The organism is uncultured Brachybacterium sp., assembly GCF_947500705.1.
Classification (GTDB): domain Bacteria; phylum Actinomycetota; class Actinomycetes; order Actinomycetales; family Dermabacteraceae; genus Brachybacterium.
Genome location: NZ_CANMSY010000001.1, coordinates 469,614 through 491,060, shown reverse-complemented (window position 1 = coordinate 491,060; position 21,447 = coordinate 469,614). Strand labels below are relative to the sequence as shown.

Annotated in this window: 17 protein-coding genes; 5 read left to right on the top strand and 12 right to left on the bottom strand. The window is 70.1% G+C overall.

The window, feature by feature from the left end; genetic code table 11:
- The first annotated feature begins 148 nt into the window (after positions 1 to 148).
- The 3 genes from Q0937_RS02290 (at position 149) to Q0937_RS02280 (ending at position 3,389) form a co-directional block, all read left to right on the top strand.
- Entirely contained in the window at positions 149 to 1,477 is a 1,329-nt protein-coding gene (locus Q0937_RS02290) for an ABC transporter substrate-binding protein (RefSeq protein ID WP_299299301.1), read from the top strand.
- A 71-nt stretch (positions 1,478 to 1,548) separates the two neighbouring features.
- On the top strand, positions 1,549 to 2,481 hold the full coding sequence (locus tag Q0937_RS02285; protein WP_299299300.1) for a carbohydrate ABC transporter permease: 933 nt from the start codon (positions 1,549 to 1,551) through the stop codon (positions 2,479 to 2,481).
- Positions 2,478 to 3,389, top strand: a complete 912-nt coding sequence (locus Q0937_RS02280; RefSeq protein WP_299299298.1) for a carbohydrate ABC transporter permease — start codon at positions 2,478 to 2,480, stop codon at positions 3,387 to 3,389. Before Q0937_RS02285 ends, Q0937_RS02280 begins: the two co-directional genes overlap by 4 nt.
- Before the next feature lie 110 nt (positions 3,390 to 3,499).
- Here the strand turns inward: Q0937_RS02280 and Q0937_RS02275 are convergent, their stop codons facing one another.
- The 6 genes from Q0937_RS02275 to Q0937_RS02250 form a co-directional block, all read right to left on the bottom strand.
- Positions 3,500 to 4,354: a carbohydrate ABC transporter permease gene (locus Q0937_RS02275; RefSeq protein WP_299299296.1), complete on the bottom strand. Its 855-nt coding sequence runs from the start codon at positions 4,352 to 4,354 to the stop codon at positions 3,500 to 3,502.
- Complete coding sequence (locus Q0937_RS02270; RefSeq protein ID WP_363323184.1) at positions 4,351 to 5,514, bottom strand: sugar ABC transporter permease; 1,164 nt, start codon at positions 5,512 to 5,514, stop codon at positions 4,351 to 4,353. The genes Q0937_RS02275 and Q0937_RS02270 overlap by 4 nt, the downstream gene beginning before the upstream one ends.
- Entirely contained in the window at positions 5,511 to 6,857 is a 1,347-nt protein-coding gene (locus tag Q0937_RS02265; protein ID WP_299299294.1) for an ABC transporter substrate-binding protein, read from the bottom strand. The genes Q0937_RS02270 and Q0937_RS02265 overlap by 4 nt, the downstream gene beginning before the upstream one ends.
- A gap of 238 nt (positions 6,858 to 7,095) precedes the next feature.
- Complete coding sequence (gene topA, locus Q0937_RS02260) at positions 7,096 to 9,852, bottom strand: type I DNA topoisomerase (RefSeq protein ID WP_299299292.1); 2,757 nt, start codon at positions 9,850 to 9,852, stop codon at positions 7,096 to 7,098.
- Between the two features lie 103 nt (positions 9,853 to 9,955).
- The gene (locus Q0937_RS02255) at positions 9,956 to 10,921 is read right to left on the bottom strand and encodes a phosphatase PAP2 family protein (RefSeq protein WP_299299290.1); all 966 of its coding nucleotides are present in this window, start codon (positions 10,919 to 10,921) and stop codon (positions 9,956 to 9,958) included.
- Complete coding sequence (locus Q0937_RS02250) at positions 10,918 to 12,513, bottom strand: methyltransferase (RefSeq protein WP_299299288.1); 1,596 nt, start codon at positions 12,511 to 12,513, stop codon at positions 10,918 to 10,920. Before Q0937_RS02250 ends, Q0937_RS02255 begins: the two co-directional genes overlap by 4 nt.
- 106 nt (positions 12,514 to 12,619) lie before the next feature.
- Between Q0937_RS02250 and Q0937_RS02245 the strand changes: the two genes are divergently transcribed.
- On the top strand, positions 12,620 to 15,157 hold the full coding sequence (locus tag Q0937_RS02245; protein WP_299299286.1) for a DEAD/DEAH box helicase: 2,538 nt from the start codon (positions 12,620 to 12,622) through the stop codon (positions 15,155 to 15,157).
- A gap of 138 nt (positions 15,158 to 15,295) precedes the next feature.
- Positions 15,296 to 16,720: a heparan-alpha-glucosaminide N-acetyltransferase domain-containing protein gene (locus tag Q0937_RS02240; protein WP_299299284.1), complete on the top strand. Its 1,425-nt coding sequence runs from the start codon at positions 15,296 to 15,298 to the stop codon at positions 16,718 to 16,720.
- Between the two features lie 65 nt (positions 16,721 to 16,785).
- Here Q0937_RS02240 and Q0937_RS02235 read toward each other — a convergent pair whose 3' ends face one another.
- The 6 genes from Q0937_RS02235 to Q0937_RS02210 all read right to left on the bottom strand — a co-directional run bounded on the left by Q0937_RS02235 (position 16,786) and on the right by Q0937_RS02210 (position 21,322).
- Positions 16,786 to 17,118 carry an Rv3654c family TadE-like protein gene (locus Q0937_RS02235; protein WP_299299282.1) on the bottom strand — a complete coding sequence of 111 codons (333 nt, stop codon included), beginning with the start codon at positions 17,116 to 17,118 and terminating at the stop codon, positions 16,786 to 16,788.
- Positions 17,115 to 17,513, bottom strand: coding sequence for a TadE family type IV pilus minor pilin (locus Q0937_RS02230; RefSeq protein ID WP_299299280.1), 399 nt, complete (start codon positions 17,511 to 17,513; stop codon positions 17,115 to 17,117). The genes Q0937_RS02235 and Q0937_RS02230 overlap by 4 nt, the downstream gene beginning before the upstream one ends.
- A complete protein-coding gene (locus tag Q0937_RS02225) occupies positions 17,510 to 17,710 on the bottom strand; it encodes a DUF4244 domain-containing protein (RefSeq protein WP_299299278.1) in 201 nt (66 codons plus the stop codon). The genes Q0937_RS02230 and Q0937_RS02225 overlap by 4 nt, the downstream gene beginning before the upstream one ends.
- Before the next feature lie 116 nt (positions 17,711 to 17,826).
- The gene (locus Q0937_RS02220) at positions 17,827 to 18,918 is read right to left on the bottom strand and encodes a type II secretion system F family protein (protein WP_299299276.1); all 1,092 of its coding nucleotides are present in this window, start codon (positions 18,916 to 18,918) and stop codon (positions 17,827 to 17,829) included.
- Positions 18,915 to 20,165: a TadA family conjugal transfer-associated ATPase gene (locus Q0937_RS02215; protein ID WP_299299274.1), complete on the bottom strand. Its 1,251-nt coding sequence runs from the start codon at positions 20,163 to 20,165 to the stop codon at positions 18,915 to 18,917. The genes Q0937_RS02220 and Q0937_RS02215 overlap by 4 nt, the downstream gene beginning before the upstream one ends.
- A complete protein-coding gene (locus Q0937_RS02210) occupies positions 20,162 to 21,322 on the bottom strand; it encodes a hypothetical protein (protein ID WP_299299272.1) in 1,161 nt (386 codons plus the stop codon). Before Q0937_RS02210 ends, Q0937_RS02215 begins: the two co-directional genes overlap by 4 nt.
- Between the last annotated feature and the right edge of the window lie 125 nt (positions 21,323 to 21,447).

Genomic DNA, 21,447 nt, shown 5'->3' with positions numbered 1-21,447 from the left:
CGGTCCGCTATCGGCGAATCCACAGGTGATGGGATATGTGGAGGGAACGCCGTCGGTGCTCGATCGGTACCTGAACCCCTCCCGGATGCTCCTACACTGGTGACATAGAGCACAAAGGGTGCTCCCGTCCGAACGAAGGGGTTTCGACATGTTCAACAGCACTTCCCGTCCTCTCGCCTCCCGGCGCACGGTCCTCGCCGCCGGCGGCGTGACGACGGCGGCCGCGGCACTGGCCGCCTGCTCCGGCGGGTCCTCCGATGGTGGTGGCGGCGGTGGCGATGCGCCCGCCGCGGATTTCGAGGAGCGGGGCCCGATCACGCTTGCGAAGGGCAAGGACACCACGGGCAAGCTCGCCGAGTTCCTGGAGACCTGGAACTCCGAGCACCCCGATGAAGAGGTGACGCTCATCGAGCTGCCCGAGTCCTCCGACGAGCAGCGTCGCCAGATGATCAACAACGCGCAGGCGAAGTCCGATGCGTACACCGTGCTCGGACTGGACGTGGTCTGGACCGCCGAGTTCGCGGCGAACCAGTGGGTTGTCGAGCTGCCGCAGGACAAGTTCCCTCTCGATGACCTGATCCCCGCCACGGTGACGACCGCCACCTACTTCGACAAGCTCTACGGGGTCCCCTTCATCACGAACGCGGAGCTGCTGTTCTCCCGCACCGACCTGCTCGAGCAGGCGGGGCTCGACGGCCCTCCCGAGACCTTCGAGGAGATGTACGCGGCGATCGAGACGCTCCAGAAGGAGGATCCGGATCTGCTCGGCTTCGGCTCGCAGTACTCCAAGTACGAGGGGCTGACCGTCCAGGCGGCCGGACTCGTGGCGTCGGCGGGTGGCGAGCTCTTCGACGCCGAGGGCAAGCCCCACGCCGATTCGGCGGAGGCGCTCACCGGGATCCAGACCGTCCGTGACGGTTTCGACAAGGGCTTCATCCCCCAGGAGGCACTGACCTACAAGGAGGAGGAGTCCCGCGCGGCCTACCAGGACGGCCGCCTCGCCTTCCTGCAGAACTGGCCGTACGTCTGGGCGCTGGGCCAGGCAGAGGACGGCTCCTCGTCGGTCAACGGGAAGATGGTGGCCAGCCTGGTGCCCGGGTTCGACGGGCCCGGCAGCTCGACGCTCGGCGGGCTGAACCTCGGGGTGAGCGCCTTCGCGAAGAACAAGGGCACCGCCGTCGACTTCATCTCCTTCATGGTCGATGCCGTCCAGCAGAAGGAATGGGGTCTCGCGACCGCGCAGGCTCCGGCGAACGTCGGCGTCTACGAGGATGCGGACATGCTCGAGGCGTTCCCGTTCCTGCCGCAGCTGAAGGAGGCGATCGACAACGGGGCCAGCCGTCCCGCCGTCGTCCAGTACGGCGAGGTGACCCAGGCGATCCAGGAGGCGGTCTACGCCTGCTTCTCCGGTGAGACGGATGCCGAGCCGGCGATGAAGGATCTGCAGACCAAGCTGACCGAGCTCACGGCGCAATGACTTCCACCGCCGCTCGCTCCGCGACGATCGGCGGCAGGCGTGGGAAGAGAATCGGCGGCGACCACGGCAGGATGGCGTACCTCCTCCTGCTCCCCACGCTGGTCCTGCTCGCGCTCGTCGTCGGCTTCCCGCTGGTGCTGTCTGCCTGGCAGTCCCTGATGCAGTCGGGCCAGGGGATCGACCCGGCCACCGGACTGATCATCAAGGGCGACACGTTCGTCGGACTGGACAACTACATCGACGCGGTCACCGGCACGGGCGCCGGGGCAGGGTTCTGGAACGCGTTCTGGAACACCACCCTGTTCACCGTCGTCGGTGTGAGCATCGAGACCGTGCTCGGCGTCGCGATGGCGCTGATCATGGCCAAGGCGATGCGCGCGACCGGGCTGGTGCGCGCCTCGATCCTGATCCCGTGGGCGATCCCCACGGTGGTCTCGGCCCTGATGTGGCAGCTGATCTTCGATGCGAACGGCATCGCGAACCGGCTGCTCGACTACCAGGTGCTGTGGACCACCGAGGGCTGGCAGGCCAAGGCCGCGGTGCTCATCGCCGACATCTGGAAGACGGCCCCGTACATCGGTCTGCTCACCCTTGCCGGGCTGCAGACCATCGACAAGCAGGTCTACGAGGCGGCGACCGTCGACGGCGCGAATCGCTGGCAGACCTTCTGGAGGATCACCCTCCCGCTGGTGCGCCCGGTGCTCGTGGTGGCGGTGCTGTTCCGGCTCCTCGACGCGATGCGCATGTTCGACCTGCCGTACGTGCTGCTGGGGACCCTGGACTCTGGCCAGACCCTCTCCATGCTCGCCACCGACGCCGCCGCCAAGACGAACTTCGGTGCCGCCTCCGCGTACTCGATGGTGCTGTTCGCCTACATCTGCCTGGTGGCGTTCCTGTTCATCAAACTGCTCGGGGCCGACGTCATCGGTGATCAGAACCGTCCGCCGAGGAAGAGGCGAGTCCCGCGCCGCCTGCGCACGACCTCCGAAGGGAGCATGCCATGAGCACCGCCACCACCACCGAGGTCGTCTCCCGCACGGGCGAGGTGCTGAAGCCCAAGAAACACAAGGGCCGGATCCTCGGCTCCGTCGTCATCGCGCTGGGCATCGCGTTCATCCTGGTGTACTGCCTCGCGCCGTTCTACTGGATGATCGTCTCCGCGCTGCGCCGGCCCAGCGAGGGCCGCTCGACGGAGCTGATCCCGAGCCCGATCAGCGTCGAGAACTTCATCGCGGTCTTCGACCCGTCGAACCACTTCGCCCGCGCTCTGCTGAACTCGCTGATCGTCGCCGGCAGCACCACACTGCTGGTCCTCGTGCTGGGCGTGTTCGGCGCCTACGCGCTGGCCCGGCTCGATTTCCGCGGCAAGGTGCTGGTCATGTTCCTCATCGTGGCGACCTCGATGTTCCCGGTCGTCACGCTCGTGGTCCCGCTGTTGAAGCTGTTCAGCGGCGGTTTCGTGTGGTTCCCTTTCAACTGGATCAACACCTACCAGGCGATGATCCTGCCGACGATCTCGTTCGCGCTGCCACTGGCGGTGTGGAACCTCAACGCGTTCTTCCGGCAGCTGCCGGTCGAGCTCGAGCAGGCGGCGATGATCGATGGGACCACCCGCTTCGGGGCGTTCCGCAGGGTCATCCTGCCGCTGGCCGCGCCCGGGGTGTTCACCACGGCGATCATCACCTTCATCGCGGCGTGGAACGAGTTCCTCATCGCGCTGACGATGGTGAACGCGCCGCTGATGCAGACCGCGAACGTCGCGATCTCGAAGTTCACCGGCATCTCGCAATTCGACACCCCGTACGGCACGAAGATGGCCGCCGGCGTGATCGTGACGGTGCCGCTGATCATCATGGTGCTGATCTTCCAGCGCCGCATCATCGGCGGTCTCGCCGCCGGATCGGTCAAGTGACCGGGAGTCGCCGAGAGGCACGGGGATCCGTGGTGATCCGCTGAGCAGCGGACGACGACAGACGGGGCGGGGCGACATCGGTCGCCCCGCCCCGTCCGTGGTTCTGCGGGCTACCCCTTCACGGAGCCTGCTGTCATGCCGCGCACCAGGAAGCGCTGGAGGCCGAAGAAGACCAGCATCGGGATCACCATCGAGACGAAGGCGCCGGCGGTCAGGAGCTCGGTGCCCTGACCCTGGGTGCCCAGCATCTGCTGCAGGCTCACGATGACCGTCTTGTTCTCCCCGCCGCCCAGGAACAGCTTGGCGATGAGCAGGTCGTTCCACACCCACAGGAACTGCAGGGTGGCGAAGGCGGCGATCGCCGGTGAGGACATCGGTGCGACCAGGCGCCAGAACGTCTGGAAGTGCGAGGCCCCGTCGATCTTGGCGCTCTCCACCACGGAGTGGGGGAGAGTCGCCATGTAGTTGCGCAGGATGTACACCGCCAGCGGCATGCCGAAGCCGGTGTGCAGCATCCACACCGCCACGAACTGGCCGTTGATCCCCAGCCCTCGCGGGCCCAGCAGGTCCAGCATCGGCTGGAAGGCCACCTGGATCGGGACCACCATCAGGGCGACGATCACGATGAACAGGACATCCTTGGCGGGGAACTTGATGAACGTGAACGCGTACGCCGCGAAGGCCGCGAACATGATCGGCAGCACCGTGGCGGGAACAGCGACCACGATGGAGTTGATCAGCGAGCCGGAGATGGACGGGTCGCCGAGCACCTGGGCGTAGTTGTCCAGTGTCCAGCCGCCCTCCCACAGGCTCGTCCACCATCCGGTGGAGGCCGCAGCTTCTCGCGAGCGGAAGCTCGTCACGAGCAACCCGATCGTGGGGACGGTCCACAGGATGGCCAGGAGCGGCATCGCAATGGTGGCAAAGATGGAGCGTCTGCGCCCGTCTTTCATCGTCATGCTCATCGGTTCGCCTCCTGGTCCCTGAAGCTCTTGACCTGGTAGATCAGGATCGGTATCACCAGGATGAGCAGCACGACCACGATGGCCGAGGCCTGCCCGGCCTGCTGGTCGGTGAACAGCTTCCGGAAGAAGAGGTTCGCGATCACGTCGGAGTTGTACAGGCCGTTGGTGGTGACGTAGATCAGATCGAAGACCTTCAGCACCAGGATCAGCACCGTGATCAGCACGGCGAGGAGCGTGGCCCGTACCTGCGGGAACACGATCTGCCAGAAGATCCGCACTTCGGTGGCGCCGTCCATGCGCCCGGCCTCGATGGTGTCCTCAGGGACACCCTTGATGGCCGAGCTGATCAGCACCATCGCGAAGCCCGTCTGCAGCCAGATCAGGATCACCATCAGCGCGAGCGAGTTCAGCCGTGCGGCGTCGATCTGGTACCAGGGCTGGGGGTCGCCGCCGAGCGTGGTGACGATCGCGTTGAGCAGGCCGGTCTGGGTCTCACCCGGGGAGTTGTAGGCGTACACCAATCCCCAGATCGTCGCCGCACCCACGAAGCTGATCGCCATCGGGAGGAAGATCATCGACTTCGCCGCGTTCTCCCCGGCGGGGGAGAGCTTGTCGGCGAGCACCGCGACCGCGAGGCCGAAGGCCACGCTGAGGACGGGGACGATGAGGATCCACAGGAGGTTGTTCAGCAGGGTGGACCAGAAGTGTCCGGTGCTGAAGATCGCCGTGTAGTTGTCCAGCCCCACCCAGGCGGTCGAGTTGTCGTTCGCGAACGAATAGACGATGGTCTGGACCGTGGGATAGAGCAGGAAGAGTGCGATCAGGCTGAACCCCGGCAGCAGAAAGGCGTAGGGGATGAGCCCTTCGGCGAATCTGGTCGGGAAGCCCTCGATGCACAGGTTCAGGAAGTAGAAGAACAGCACCGAGCCGCCGATGCCGACCACGAGGCCGAGGATCCCGATGAGGATCCCGGAGTTCGCGAACATGCCCGGGTAGTACGCGAACGCGAGGAACGCGTTGCACACGAACCAGGCCGTCACCGCCATGCCGACCGCGCCGACGATCACCCGCACGGGGCGAGCCGGGGAGCCCTTGTGCTTGTTGAGCTCCAGCGGGGCTGCACCGTCGGACCCCTGCCGGGTGGGGGTCGTCGTCGTCACTTCGGCCACCCGGCCTCGATCTCGTCGCAGACCTCCTGGGAGGTCTTCGCGCCCTGCAGCCACTCGACCATGCCCTTCCAGAAGGAACCGGCGCCCACGGCGGTCGGCATCAGGTCGGAGCCGTCGTACCGGAACACCGCCGCTCCCGCGGCGATCTCGGCGACCTGCCGGGTGATCGAATCGGAGTACTGCTCCGGGTCGAAGGTGCGGTGAGGACTGAGCCAGCCACCGGCCTCGGCCCACTCGGCGCCGAAGGCGTCCGAGGTGAGGAACTCCATCACCTTCACGGTGTCGTCGTTCAGGGTGAACAGGGTGGCGAGGTCGCCGCCGCCGAGGATCGGCTGGCCGTCGAACCCGCCCTCCCAGGTGGGCATCGCGTAGACGCCGACCTCCTCGTCCATGTTCGCCACGACATCCTCGGGGAAGAAGCCGGTGACGAAGTTGCCCTGGCGCACGAGCATCGCCTGCGGCGGCTCACCGAACAGCGGCAGGGGTGCTTCGGAGAACGGCGTGTTGATGATTGCGTTCGTACCGCCCAGCACATTGCCCTCGCCCTTGAGCAGCTCGCCGACGATGTCGAAGACCTCCACCACTTCGGGCGCGTTGAACGGAAGACGGTGCTTGGTCCAGTCGTCATAGACGACGGGGCCGTGGACGCGGAGCATGAACTCCTCGATCCAGTCGGTCCCGACCCAGCCGGTCGCCTGGTCGGAGCCCCAGCCATCGGACCACGGCGCGATGCCGTCGGCCTTCATCTGGTCCGTGATCTCGTAGAGCTCCTGCATCGTGGCAGGTTCGGTGGCGTAGCCGCCCTCCTCGTACGCCTTCTTCGGGTACCAGATGAGGGACTTGCATGCCATCCGCATCGGTGCTCCGTAGACGCGGCCCTGCAACCGGGCGGAATCGAGGAAGCCGGGGATCAGTGTCGAGTTCAGCTGGTCGTAGTCCAGGAAGACATCGATCGGGGTGAGCATCCCCTTGCCGGCGAGATCGAACATGCCGCCGGGCTGCGGGAACAGAGCGATGTCCGGGGCATCTCCGGCGCCGGCGCGCTGCTGGATGGTGTTGGTGAAATCCGAATCGGGCGTGTACTGGATGGTGATGCCGGAATCCGCCTCGAAGGCTTCGAGGGAGGCGAGGAACGCTTCCTGCTCCTGACCACCGAACGCACCGAGGATGCTCACCGAGCCGGGGCCGGGGGTATCGCCGGGCGTGTACTTCTCGCCGCCGCCACCCCCGCTGCCACCGCTCTGGTCCGGATTCTGCAGGCATCCGGTCATGCCCAGCGCCGCGGTGGCCGCGGCTCCAGCCATGATCGTGCGCCGGCTGTGACGTCGAGTCATGATCACTCCTTTGTGAGTCGACAATGTAGTGCTGGTCACACTCTAGGCGTGTTCTGCCCAGCGACCTGCATCGACGGGCGCTCACGCCGGTGGGGATGCCGTGTTGTGAGCAGAAAAGCGATTCCCCGTCCAGCGGGGCCCGGAGCTGTTCCGCCCGTCCAGCCCCGGACGAAGGAGAGGGCACGGACCACGTGGTCCGTGCCCTCTGATCGCGCGGCCCGTCAGGAGCCGAGCATCGTCACTTGTCCGCGGTGGTGCTCTTCGTCGCGGTCGCGGCCTTGGTCGTCTTCGCCGCCGCAGTCTTCGCGGGAGCCTTCTTCTTCGCGGGGGCGCGCTTGGCGGCCGGCTTCTTGGCCGGCCCCTTGGCACGCTTCTCCGCGAGCTTCTCGATCGCGATCGTCTCCGTGATCTCCTCGACCTTCTCGGTCGCACGGAGGGAGACGTTCGTGGTGCCGTCGGTGATGTACGGACCGAAGCGCCCGTCCTTGATCACGATCGGCTTCTCGCTGGTGGGATCGACCCCGAGCTCCTTCATCGGGGGCTTCGCAGCGGCCCGGCCCCGAGTCTTGGGCTGGGCGTAGATCTTCTCCGCCTCCTCCAGGGTGATCGAGAAGATCTGATCCTCGGTCTCCAGGGAGCGGGAGTCAATGCCCTTCTTCAGATACGGGCCGTAACGGCCGTTCTGGGAGGTGATCTCGGTGCCGTCCTCGGTGGTCCCGACCACGCGCGGCAGGCTCAGCAGCTTCAGCGCCTCCTCGAGGGAGACCGTGGAGAGGTCCATCGACTGCAGCAGCGAGCCGGTGCGGGGCTTGGGCTGCTTCGACTTCGGGACCTTCTTGCCGCCGGTCTCCTCGGGATCGGGCAGGATCTCGGTGACATAGGGGCCGTAGCGGCCGTCCTTGGCGACGATCTCGTTCCCGGTCGCGGGGTCGGTGCCGAGCACGCGACCGTCGTCCTTCGCGCGCTCGAGCATCTCCTTGGCGACCTCGACGGTCAGCTCGTCCGGGGCGACCTCGTCGGAGACGTTCGCACGGCGCGGATCCGCACCGTCGATCAGCTCGCCGGCCTCGTCCCGGGCGGCCTGCTCGACGTAGGCGCCGTAGCGCCCCACGCGCAGGGTGATGCCCTCACCGATCTCGATGCTGTTGATCGCGCGGGCGTCGATCTCGCCGAGGTTGTCGACCATGGACTTCAGCCCGAGCGGTCCGGCCGACCCGTCGGAGAGATAGAAGTTCTTCAGGTACTCCGAGCGTCCGAGCTCACCCTGGGCCATGCGGTCCAGCTGCTGCTCCATCTGGGCGGTGAAGTCGTAGTCGATGAACGGCCCGAAGTGCTCCTCGAGCAGCCGCACCACGGCGAAGGCGGTCCAGCTGGGGACCAGAGCGGTGCCGCGCCGCAGCACATAGCCGCGGTCCTGGACGGTCGCGACGGTCGAGGCGTAGGTCGAGGGACGGCCGATGCCGCGCTCCTCGAGCGCCCTCACCAGCGACGCCTCCGTGTAGCGCGGCGGAGGGGTCGTGGAGTGGCCGTCGGGAGTGAGCGCGTGGGTGTCGAGCTGCTGCCCCTCCTCCATCTGCGGCAGGCGCTTGTCAGAGCCCTTGTCGGAGTCCTCGTCCTTGTAGCGGCTGGCGTCGCGACCCTCCTCATAGGCGGCGAGGAAGCCGCGGAAGGTGATCACGGTGCCGGCGGCACGGAAGGTCGCAGTGCGGCCGCCCTGCTCGAGCAGCAGCTCGACGGTGGAGGTGGTGCCCTTGGCGTCGGCCATCTGGGAGGCGATCGTGCGCTTCCAGATCAGCTCGTAGAGGCGGAACTCATCACCCGCGAGCTGCCCGGCCACCTCGGCGGGGGTGCGGAAGTGATCGCCCGCGGGACGGATCGCCTCATGCGCCTCCTGCGCGGCCTGAGACTTGTTCTGGTAGAGACGCGGCTTGTCCGGCACGTACTGGGAGCCGTAGAGCTCGGCCGCCTGAGCCCGGGAGGCGCGGATCGCCTCACCCGAGAGCGTGACCGAGTCCGTACGCATGTAGGTGATGTAGCCGTTCTCGTACAGCGATTGGGCGACCCGCATCGCCTGACGAGCGCCGAGGCGGAGCTTGCGCGAGGCCTCCTGCTGCAGCGACGAGGTGGTGAACGGAGCGGCCGGGCGGCGCGTGTACGGCTTGGACTCGAGCGCCGCGACGGTGGCGGGGGCGCCGCCCAGCACCTCGACGAGAGCCTGGGTGGACTCCTCGGTCAGGATGGTGGCGCTCTTCGCCCGCGGCTTCAGGGTGCCGTCGTCGGCGAAGTCGGCGCCGGTGGCGATGCGTGCCCCGTCGACCGTCTGGATCTTCGCGGTGAACTGCGTGGACTCGGCGCCGAAGGTGCCGGTCACATCCCAGTAGTCGGCGGCGACGAAGGCCATCCGCTCGCGCTCTCGCTCGACCACCAGACGAGTCGCGACGGACTGCACACGACCCGCGGACAGCGACGGCTTGATCTTCCGCCACAGCACCGGCGAGAGCTCGAAGCCCACCAGCCGGTCCAGGATGCGACGGGTCTCCTGCGCGTCGACGAGGTCCGTGTCGAGCTCGCGGGTGTTGTCCAGGGCCGCCCGGATCGCGTCCTTGGTGATCTCGTGGAACACCATCCGCTTCACCGGCAGGGACTTCTTGGGCTTGAGGGTCTCCAGCAGGTGCCAGGCGATCGCCTCGCCCTCGCGGTCCTCATCCGTGGCGAGGTAGAGGGTGTCGGCGTCCTTGAGGGCCTTCTTCAGCTCCGCGACGGTCTTCTTCTTGTCGGGGCTGACGATGTAGTAGGGGTCGAAGCCGTTCTCCACATCGACGCCGAACTTCCCGTAGGGACCCTTCTTCATCTCGGCGGGCAGATCGCGCGGCACCGGGATGTCGCGAATATGCCCCACCGAAGCCTGGACGATGTAGTCGTCCCCGAGATAGCGCGCGATGGTGCGAGCCTTCGCGGGGGACTCCACGATCACCAGATGTCGTCCGCCAGTCACGTTGATATGTCCTTCCTCGCCGCGTCACGTCGCGGCCCGTCCGCCGTGGCTGAATGCCGTGGTCCGGGATCAACCGGACGCATCCACTGCGCTCGGCGATTGCTCACGGTACACGCTCGCTCATGCGTCCCCGGTGTGAGATCGGCGTGCGCAGCACCAGCACCAGGGCCATCCAGGCGCCGGTGCCGCCACCGATCAGCGCGGCGGTCGCACGGAAGGCGGCCAGCTGCTGGGGGACGTCATGGAGCTCCAGCGGGCGGGGGAGGGACAGCAGGCCGGCCGCTCCCATCCCGAGGCCGACGAGACCTCCCAGACCGAGCAGCGCCGCGATCGTCACGGTCCCCGCGCCGTGACGAGGGAGCCGTGAGAGACCGGTCAGGTCGGTGTCGCGCCGACGTCGGCCCCGGCCGGGACGGGCAGCGGCTCGGGCACGGCGGTGGCGGGTGTGGAGCCCATCGGCCGCGAGGATCAGGAACGTCCAGGCGGCTGCGATCGTGATCGCCCCGATCACGTCGCTGGGGCGGTGCCAGCCCACGACCAGGGTGCCGAGGCCGGCGGCGAGGGTCCACAGGGCGCCGAGGGGGGCGAGCGCCACCCGCGCCCGCCCGCCGGCCAGCACCAGCGCGATCATCGCGGTGGCCGCGAGGGTGGTGTGACCCGAGGGGAAGGAATTGGGGGTGATGTCGATGCCCGGGCCGAGCGCCTGGCGGGTGACCAGGACGTGCTTGATCACCTGGGTGGTGAGGTTCGCGCCGAGCACCAGGACGGTGAGCGGGATCAGCAGCCTCAGCTGCCGACGCACCACCACCAGCACCGCCGCCAGCGCGAGCAGCACCGCGACCACCGGCACGCTCACCGACTGGACCGCGAGCTCGGCGTACTGCGAGAGCGGACCCTCATGCGCCTTCGCGCCGGAGAGGATCAGCTGATCCAGGCGCTGCCCGCTCGCGGTGCCCACCGCGCCGCGGGCGAGGCCCACGATCGCGGCTGTGCAGAGTGCGGCGGCCAGCAGCGAGAGCAGCGGGCGGGTGAGGCCGCCGACCCGGACGGTGCCCCGGGAGCCGCTCACAGGGTCACCATCTGGGTGATCAGCAGCTCACGGACCGCGGGGAGCACCCGGGCCCGGGCCTCGTCCTCGTCGGCATCGGTGAGCGCGCAGACCGCGCCCAGCACCTGCCCGAGGGTCAGGGTCCCGTCCAGTGCGCCGACGGTCGCGGCGAGCAGCTGATCGGCCCGCACCATCCGCGCGAAACCCGCTCCCTGGACCAGCTCGATCAGCATCGGGTCCCACTCCCCGGGGATCAGATGGCGGCGCTCGATCAGATCGTCGGCCCGCACCGGACGGGAGCCGGACAGCGCCTCGTCGTCGAGCTCCTCGAGGACCGCGAGGCTGCGCAGCGAGGCGGAGAGGTGGGAGGCCAGGGAACCGCTGCCGGTGCCCGGTGCCAGCTCCGTGCGCAGCACCCCGGGTCGCGCCATTGCGCTCTCCGGGCGCCGCAGCAGCAGATAGCCGAAGCCGATCGCCTCCACGTCCCGGGAGGCGAAGTCGTCCAGCCAGGCCTCGGTCAGGGCCGGCCAGCGCTCGTCACGGCTGGTGACGCCGCCGTCGCGCACCCAGGTCTCCGCGTACTGAGCAGGATCCTCCTGCTCGCGCTGCAGCACCCAGGCGTCCACGCCGTCGGCGGTGGCAGGCTGCATCCACGCCCGCGGATGGGTGTCCCAGTCCTCACCGCCCCGGATCTCCCAGTTGCCGAGCATCACGGCGCTGCCGCCCGGAGCGAGATGGGCGGGCAGCTCCCACAGCAACTCGGCGAGCAGCGTGTCCCCGGCGCGGCCGCCGTCGCGGTAGGTCCAGGTGGTGTCACCGGCAGCCGCGGCGCGCGGGGTGATGACGAAGGGGGGATTGGACAGGATCAGATCGAAGGTCTCGCCGTGCACGGGTTCCAGCAGGGAGCCCTGTCGCAGCTCGAGCTCGATGCCGTTCAGCGCGGCGTTGAAGGCGGCGAAGCCCAGCGCCCGCTCGGACAGGTCCGTGGCGATCACGTGCTCGGCGTGGCGCGAGGCGTGCAGCGCCTGGATCCCGCCGCCGCAGCCGAGATCCAGCACCCGGCGGGCGGGTTCGCGCGGGGTGATCCTCGCCAGCGTCAGGGAGGCTCCGCCGACCCCGAGCACATGCTCCGGGCCGAGCGGGGCACCGGTGGCGAGCTCCGAGCGGTCCGAGGCGATCCACCAGTCGATCTCCCCGACGTCATCGCTCGCCGAGTACGGGGCGAGGTCCACCAGAGCGTGCAGCGCAGCGCCGGGGCCGTCGCCGGTGGGGCGTGCTGCACCCCCCGGACCGTCGGGTCCGGCCGCACCGAGCAGGCCCAGTCGCAGCGCCCCGTCCACGCCGAGCGAGGGCAGGACGGCCTGCACCTGCGCGCGGGGCAGCACTGCGCCGAGGGTGAACAGGCGCAGCAGCACGGCCGCCGGATCCGTCAAGGGCTCGAGCATCCGGCGGGCCGGGACGGCGTTCTCGCGGCGCAGCGCGGCAGAAGCGACCGGCCCCAGCAGCTCGTCGAGGCGAGCGCTCGAGTAGCCGGCGACGACGAGGTCCGCGCGCAGGGCCGCGATCTCCGCGGTCAGCAGACGCGGGGGCAGGGTCGGCGAGTCGGTGGGCATGGCTACGATTGTGCATCAGCCACCTGGGGTCCGATCGGAGAGCAGGTGTGGGAGATGCGCACACTCTGTGCGCGTCCGCGAGGGAGAGACGGGGAGGGCCGGGCGGATGCGAGCAGGGGCAGCCGACGACCTCCTCGCCGACCTCACCGCGCCGCTGATCCGTCGCAGCTGCCTCACCCACATCGAGCGCCGGCCTGCGCGGGCCGGTCGCCGCGGCAGCTTCCCGGAGTGGATCGATCCGCGCCTTGTCCAGCACCTCTCCTCGCGAGGCATCACCGCCCCCTGGATCCATCAGGAGCAGGCCGCGCAGCTCGCCCACGACGGCCAGGACGTGGTGCTCGCCACGGCCACCGCCTCGGGCAAGTCGCTCGCCTACCTGCTGCCCGTGCTCACCGCGATCGGGGCCCGCGAGCACGACTATGCCGCTCCCCGCGCCACCACCCTGTACCTCTCTCCCACCAAGGCGCTGGCCGCGGATCAGCTCACCAACATCACCGCGATGGCCGACGGTGCCGGGATCCGCGACGCCCGGGTCGCGGTCTACGACGGCGACACCCCCTCCGAACAGCGCCGATGGGTGCGCCGCCACGGCACCGTGGTGCTCACCAACCCCGACATGCTGCACTTCGGGATACTGCCCGGGCATGAGCAGTGGGCGCACTTCTTCCGGGCGCTGCGCTATGTGGTGATCGACGAGTGCCACAGCTATCGCGGAGTCTTCGGCAGCCATGTCGCGATGGTGATCAGACGGCTGCGTCGGATCGCCGCCCACTACCGCGCCGATCCCACCTTCATCCTCGCCTCCGCCACCACCGCGAACCCCGAGCTCTCCGCCACGAGGCTGATCGGACGGGACGTGGAGGCGGTCACCGAGGACGGCTCCCCCCGCGCCGGCCTGACGATCGGGCTGTGGGAGCCGGGCATGCGGACCCGGGTCGACGGCCGCGGGGACGTGGCACGGTGGCAGGACGGCGAGGGCGCGCAGGTCGACGCACACCGGGCCGACGAGGCCGACGACGTCGACGGGGGCGCCGAGGGCGCTGCGGGCATCTCGGGCGCTGCGGCCGACGAGGCCGACGAGGGCGCTGCGGGGAAGCGGCGGGAGGACCCGCTGCGCCGCTCGGCGACCAGCGAGGCCGGCGCGATCCTCGCCGACCTCGTCGAACGGGATGTGCAGACCCTCGTCTTCGCTCGCTCGCGGCGCGGCGCAGAACTCGTCTCCAGCGGCGCCCAGCGCCTGCTCACGCAGAAGGCCGAGCACACCGCCGCACCCGGTCTCGCGGACCGCGCCTCACGGATCGCCGCCTACCGGGGCGGGTATCTGGCGCGCGAGCGACGTCAGCTCGAGGATTCCCTGCGATCGGGGGAGCTGAAGGCGCTGGCCTCGACCAATGCGCTCGAGCTGGGGATCGACATCGCGGGCCTGGACGCGGTGGTGGTCGCCGGCTGGCCCGGGACCCGGGCCTCCCTGTGGCAGCAGTTCGGGCGCGCAGGGCGGCGCCACGACGCCGACGGCGGTGCGCTGGCGCTGTTCGTCGCGCGGGAGGATCCGCTGGACACCTATGTGGTCCACCATCCCGAGACGATCTTCGGGGCGGAGGTCGAAGCGTCCGTGTTCGATCCGGCGAACCCCTATGTGATGACCCCGCATCTGTGCGCCGCCGCCTCCGAGCTCGCGATCCGTGACGGCGAGGAGGAGATCTTCGGGCCGACGGCGCGGGACCTGCTGATGACCCTCGCCGCCCGGGGAGTGCTGCGTTCGCGGGCCACCGGCTGGTACTGGACGCTGAGCGAGTCCGCGCACCAGCTCACCGACCTGCGCGGCAGCGGCGGCGAGCCGGTGCGGATCGTCGAGCAGGCCAGCGGCGTGCTGCTGGGCACCGTGGATGCGGCGAGCGCGCACACCCAGGTCCATGACGGCGCGGTGTATCTCCACCAGGGCCGCAGCTATGTGGTGGACCGCCTGGACGTGGAGCAGGCCGCGGCCTTCGTGCACCGGGAGGATCCGCTGCACACCACCCACCCGCAGTCCGCCTCGAGCCTGCGGATCCGCCAGATCGATCGTGAGGTCGACTGGGCGGACGGGGTGCGGCTGTGCTTCGGCACCGTGGATGTCACCGACCAGGTCACCGGCTATCAGGTGCGGGATGTGTTCACCCAGGCTGTGCTCGCGCAGCGCCCGCTGGACCTCCCGCCGCGCACCCTGACCACGAAAGCGGTGTGGTGGGTGATCCCGCAGGCGTTGACCGACGCCGCTGAGATTCCCGGGGAGGAGCTGCCGGGCGCCCTGCATGCTGCCGAGCATGCCGCGATCTCGATGCTGCCGCTCCTGGCCACCTGCGATCGCTGGGATATCGGCGGGCTGTCCACGGCGCTGCACGAGGACACCGAGGCTCCCACGATCTTCGTCTACGACGGCGCCCCCGGCGGGGCCGGCTTCGCCGAGCGTGGGGCCGACGACGCCGCCGCCTGGGTGCGCGCCACCGCAGACATGATCGGTGAATGCGGCTGCGAGGCGGGCTGCCCCGCCTGCGTGGTCTCCCCGAAATGCGGCAACGGCAACGAGCCGCTGTCCAAACCCCAGGCCGTACGGCTGCTGGAACTGCTGCGGGAGCTGGACGGCGACGCCGGATCCGGGTCGTGACGACGCACTGTCCGCACCGTGACCGAACCGTGATGCGACGCTGCGGTGCGATTCCCCGGCGCGGCCCCAGAATCAGCATGTTCTCCGGCGCTCGGAGAGGGGAGCGGCCTCAGGTCGCCAGGGGTGAGGGAGCCAAGGATGAGCAGTGCGCTCGCGGATCGACCGGTCGTGGGAAGGCCGCAGGGGAGTGCCGGCCCGCAGCAGCGGCTGCGTGCCCTGATCTCGCCTCCCCGGATCTCTGCGCTGGATGTGGCACGGGGTCTCGCGATCCTCGGGATGATCGGCGCGCATGTGGGGAACATCCCGGAGTTCTCTCCGGGCGATCCGCTGAGCTACCTCTCTGTGGTGCACGGGAATTCGGCCCTGCTGTTCGCGGTGCTGGCGGGAGTCTCGATCGCGCTGATGACGGGCCGGACCCGGCTGCCCGCACCGGAGGAGCTGCCGCGGCTGCGTCTTGCGCTCCTCGGCCGCGGGGCGGTGATCTTCGTGATCGGGCTGGTGCTGGAGATGCTCGGTACAGGAGTCGCGGTGATACTCACCTTCTACGGGGTCATGTACATCGCAGCGATGCCTGTGCTGCGGCTGCGTGCGAGCAGGCTGCTGCTGCTCGCGCTCCCGATCGCGCTGGTGGGGCCGGTCCTGGTCACCGCCGTCGAGGTGCTTTCGCTCGGGGGATATGGGAGCGGGGCGATGCTGGTGCTGACCGGCATCTATCGGTTCACGGCCTGGGCGCCCCTGATGCTGGTGGGCATGGCGCTGGGACGGCTGTCGCTGGAGCGCCGCCGGGTCGGGGCCATCGTGGCGGGGATCGGGGCGGCGCTCGCCGTCCTCGGCACCGGCGCAGGGCTGCTGTTCGCGATGCTGCTCGGCGCCCTGGCTCCGGGCGCCACGGGGAGCGGCTCCTCCTGGGAGGAGGGGGCGGCCTCCGGCAGCTCGGGGGAGGACTCGTCGTGGGCGGCAGCGGACGAGGAGTCCTGGGACGGCGACGTGGCCACGGTCCCGGGGGAGGAGATCGATCTGACCGGTCTGGTCTGCTACCCGCCCTACCCCGGTGATCCGACCGTCTACTGCGAGCCGCCCGATTACGCGGACACCTGGCTGGAGGAGGAGTCCTCGTGGTCCGAGGATCCCGGCGGTGAGGGATGGAGCTCCTATCCCCAGTACCTGATCGACATGGATCCCGGGGTGATGCTGCTCGAGTCGGTGTTCTCGCTCTCTCCCCATTCCGGCTCCACCGTGGAGATCTTCCGCTCCGGTGGGATCGCGCTGTGCCTGATCGGGACCCTGCTGCTGCTCGCACGGCCGCTGCGATGGGTGCTGCTGCCGCTGTCCGCCCTGGGGGCGATGCCGCTGACCGCCTATTCGGTCCATGTGCTCGCTCTCTTCGCGATGGTCGGGCCCGGCGGATGGGTGTCCAGCAACCCGGTGTGGGCGCTGATGAGCCTGGCCCTGATCCTGGCGTGCCTGGCGTGGGCTGCCTTCTGCGGTCGCGGTCCGCTGGAACGGGTGACGGCCCGGGCCGCACGCCGCGCCGCTCCACCGCTGAGGGACCAGGCGGCCTGAGCAGAAGCGAGCGGTGAGGGGTGAGCAGCTGATCAGCGGCACCCTCGCCGCTTCTCATCGCACCGTCACGGCAGGTCCGCCGGCCCGGGCCCGGCTCGGGCGCGGGAGATCGCCACCGGCAGCGGCGAGGCTTCCACCTGTACCGCGACCAGCACGTCCCAGTCACGCTGCTCGCAGGCGACCAGCAGTGCCCCGTTCCGATCGGCGGCCTCCGCGGCCACCTCGCAGGGCTGGCCGTGGGCGGCGGCGACGGCATCGGCGCCGGCGAGGGCGGCGAGATCCGCGGCGGTCTCGGCACGGGACTGGGCGATCACCCCGCTGCCCAGCAACGAGAGGCCCCCGACCACCGCGGTGGCGGCACCGGTCCAGGCCAGCACCGACGCCGCACCGGTGCTCATGGTGCTCTCCCCGACAGCAGGTGGGGTTCGAGCCGGGCCTCGGCATCGGCGCTCAGCTCCCAGCTCGCCCCGGACAGGGCTCCGGCGGGGGCGTGCAGGGTGCGCCTGACCTCCACTCGCACCCACTCGCCGCCACCAGCGATCTCGACCGTCGTGCCGTCGCCGCCGATCCGCTGGGCGACGGCGGTGGCTGCGGCCGGATCCTCGCCGCGGGCCATCTCCCGGGCAGCACCGCGTGCCGCGCTCTCGAGCCGCACCTGGGTGCCCAGCCCGGCTCCGGTCAGCAGCACGACGAGCACCATGACGACGACCACAGGGAGCACGATCGCGGTCTCCGCGGTGGCGGACCCCCGGTCGTCCCGCAGACGGGACGACCGGGCGGACCGCGGCATCATGACCCCTTGGACAGAGCTGAGGTGATGATCCCCATCAGCAGTTCGCGCACCTCCCCGGACGCCAGCAGGGCGACCAGGACGGCGGCGAAGCCGCAGGCGGCGAGCACCGTGATCGCGTATTCCGCGGTCGAGGCGCCGGACTCGTCCCGCATCACGCGGTCGAGGGTGCGGCGCAGCCGCTCCTTGGTGAGGGACATGTGGTTCTCCTTCGGTTCGGGGACGGTGTTCGCCGCCCCGGGGTCGGCAGCCGCAGCTGCCGGTCACCGGCTCCGGGAGGGGCCGGTGCACCGGGAGGATCCCGGTGGTCATGTCCTCACGCTCCACCGAGGGTGAGGGAGAAGGCGCCGCCGAGCAGGGACACCACGGTGGGGATGATGCCGAGCGCCACGAAGGCGGGAAGCAGGGTCAGGCCGGTGGGCAGCACGAGGCGGACTGCGAGTTGAGCGGCGAGCACCTCGGCATCACGGGCTCGACCACGCCGGGCATCGCGGGCCGCGGAGCGGAGCACTCGAGCGAGGTCCGCTCCGGCGCCTTCGGAGAGGGCGGCGGACTGCTCGAGCGCGCTCCATGTCGGTGGCAGGCCCCGGGTCGCGTGGGAGGCGGGGACACCGGCGGTGAGGGCGGTGGCGAGCTTGGTCAGAGCGGTCGCGTCGGGGTCCTCCCCGAGGGAGTCTCCGACAGCGGCGACGGCGAGAGCCAGCGGCAGTCCGGACTCGAGCGCTCCGGCGATCAGCTCGAGCCCGACGGAGGGGTCCACTCGGTGCCCCCGGGGAGGGTCTGCTCTCCGGATCAGCTGGTGCATCCACCACCAGCCTAGAGCGGTGAGCAACAGCCCGGTCAGGCCCAGCAGGTTTCCCGCCGGGGAGGCCAGCAGCAGTCGCAGCGGTTCCCCGCCCAGCAGCATTCCGAGCCCGAGCCCGGCCAAGGGGAGCACCAGCAGGATCCGGGCGGTGGACCGCGGGCCGGCGAAGGCGCTGCGGCGAGCCTGTGCGGCGTCATGAAGGTCCCGCAGCGCGTCCGCGAGGCTCTGCAGCATCCCGGCCGTGGGCGCACCGGTCCGTGCACAAACTGCGAGGGCTGCCCCGAGGGCATTGACCATGTCGGACCGCCGCAGGCGCGCCCCGGCGGCGCGGCGCGGGTCCGCACCGGAGGCGGCGGCGCGGGAGAGGTCCTGCAGGTCTCCCTCGGGCAAGGTGCGGGCCAGGGCCGACCAGGCCTGGCGGACGCCTGAGCCGGAGCTGATGATCGTGGCCAGCTGCTCCACCAGACGCGCCATCTCGAGCGGTCCCGCAGCGGTCTGGCGCGGTCCTCGCAGCGGCGGGACGGTGGTGATGGTGAGCGCTGGCGGGGAGAGCACCCAGCACAGTGCGAGGGCGAGGGCGAGGGCGAGCGTCGCGATGATCATGCCGACCTCCTGTGAGGGGTCCGCGATCTCCGCGAAGCAGGTCTCGCCACGTCTGCCGAACGAGCGGCGGGTATGCGCCCGGCGGTGCGGACCCGTTCGGCGAGAGCCTCCGCAGCCGGTCCCTCCTCGAGGCGTCCGGCACGGGCCCGCAGCGCGGTCGAGGTGCGCAGCATCCCGTCCTCGCCGCGATACAGGAGAGCGATCTCCTCGAGCACCCGCACTCCGTCTCGGCGCGCAAGCTGGACCACCACCTCCAGGGCGCTGGCGACCTGCGCGGCCAGTGCTCCACGGTCGAGTCCGCCGAGCGCGCCCAATGCCTCGAGTCGAGCGGGGACATCTGCAGCGGTGTTGGCGTGAACGGTGCCGCAGCCGCCCTCATGCCCGGTGTTCAATGCCTGCAGGAGCTCGCGGATCTCGCCGCCACGGCACTCTCCGAGGACCACCCGATCCGGTCGCATCCGCAGGCTCTGTCGGACCAGGGCGGTGAGGTCCACTGCGCCGGCCCCTTCGCTGTTCGCATGCCGGGACTGCAGGTGCACCACATGGGGATGGTCCACGGCGAGTTCGAGCACGTCTTCGACGATCACGATCCGCTCTTCTGACGACACCTCGCGCAGCATCGCAGCCAGCAGCGTCGACTTCCCGGTCCCGGTCCCGCCGGTGATCAGGAACGGCACTCGCGCTGCGATGATCGCCTGCAGCACCTCACGGGAGGCGGGACCGATCGCACCGAACCGCTCCAGATCCTCGAGGTCGAGGCGGGCGGACGAGGGCAGGCGCAGCGACAGGATTGCCCCTCCCGGAGACAGCGGCGGCAGCACTGCATGGAAGCGGATGCCGGAAGGCAGATGCGCATCGGCCCACGGCACCGCGTCATCGAGGCGTCGTCCGCCCGCGGTGGCGAGCCGTACCGCGAGGTCACGGGCTTGTCCCGGACCCAGGTGCACCGAGGCCAGGTGCAGCCCCTCGGCATCATCGACCCAGACTGTCCCGTCGTCGTTGACCAGCAGGTCTGTCACCCCGGGAGCGACCAGGGCCTGGAGCGGGCCGAGACCGTCCACGTGGTCACGGAGCCGCGAGGTGAGCTCAAGGGTTGCTGCCGCACCGAGCACCCGCCCTTGACGGCGGAGCACACGGACGATGCGCGGCACATCCACCACGCCGGGGGATCGCACCAGGTCCTCCCGCACCAGCTCCAGCAGCGGTGAGATGTCCTCGTCGAGAGCAGGGGAAGCGGGGGCGCTCATGAGTGGACCTCGGCGCTCAGCGCGGCGGCCAGATTCCGCGCGGCGCGGTCAGCACCCCGCCGGCGCACGTCCAGCAGCGGCACGGTGCCACGGGAGCTGTCATGGAAGGTCGCGGCGAGAGGGAGGGCGAGATCCTCGCAGACCTCCCGACCGTGGAGAGCGCCGCTGCGGCGCACCACCACCTGGGCGAGACCCTCAGGCAGCTGCCAAGCGCGCAGACGCCGTGCCGCTGAGCGCACTGCATGGTCGGTGGCGGGAACGATCACCAGCAGGCGATCGAGATGCTCCGCGGCCGTCGGGACCATCTCCGAGCTCAGATCCACCACCACGGTCCCACCCAGCGGTGACAGGGCGGACAGCACCCGGGAGACCGCGGATCGGTCCGGTCCCAGCCCTTCCTGGGCGACCAGCAGGTGCACCTCGTCCACCGCGGGCAGGCCTTCGCGCAGCGCCTCCCCGTCGTCCGGGCCCAGACCGGTGGTCTCCGCCCAGCTGATCCCTGCGGTCGCCGGGGCCTCGACCAGCAGATCCAGCCCGCCGCCCAGCGGATCGGCATCGATCAGAGTCACCGGTCCGTGGGATCGGAACGCAGCGGCGAGCCGCGCCGCGAAGCTCGAGGCACCGGCCCCGCCGCTGCCACCGACCACCCCGAGCAGCAGCGACGCGGTGCGGGGGCGGGCAAGTTCGGCCAGACAGGAGAGCAGCTCCTCGGAGCTGCCCGGCAGCGCGATCACGGCACGTGCGCCGGCCTCGAGCGCGAGCGGCCACACCGCAGCCGGGACCTCGCTCTCGGCGGTCACCACCAGCAGCGGCGACCGAGCCCTGCCGATCACGTCGGCACCCTTCCCGAGAGCGTCGGCGTCGGCCACCACGCAGGCGATCGCCCCACCGTCGATCACCTCCGACAGCTCGGCCCCGATCGCCATCGCGTGGTCCCGCACCAGCTCGCGCAGCGGCCCTTCCGAGCCCATCCAGCACACCCGCGGACGGGTGCCTGGACCAGGAGCTGCGGCAGCGCTCGGGGGCCCCGGGAACCGTGCGCTCCGGCGCCGCGGCGACGTGTCGGAAGGACTGTCCGGCTCCGTCGGGATCGCCGCGCCCGGCAGGCCCGGGATCGGGGCATCGAGTGCGGCGGTGAGGGACGCTGTGCTGGTCATGCGGCCATGCTGGCCGTAATCGGGAACACCGGACAGACCGAGCCGGGGATGGTGGACAACCCCGTTATGTGGAGGAACGGTCCGCGGGACCCGAGTCCTTGCGCACCCGTCGACAGGCGCGTAGT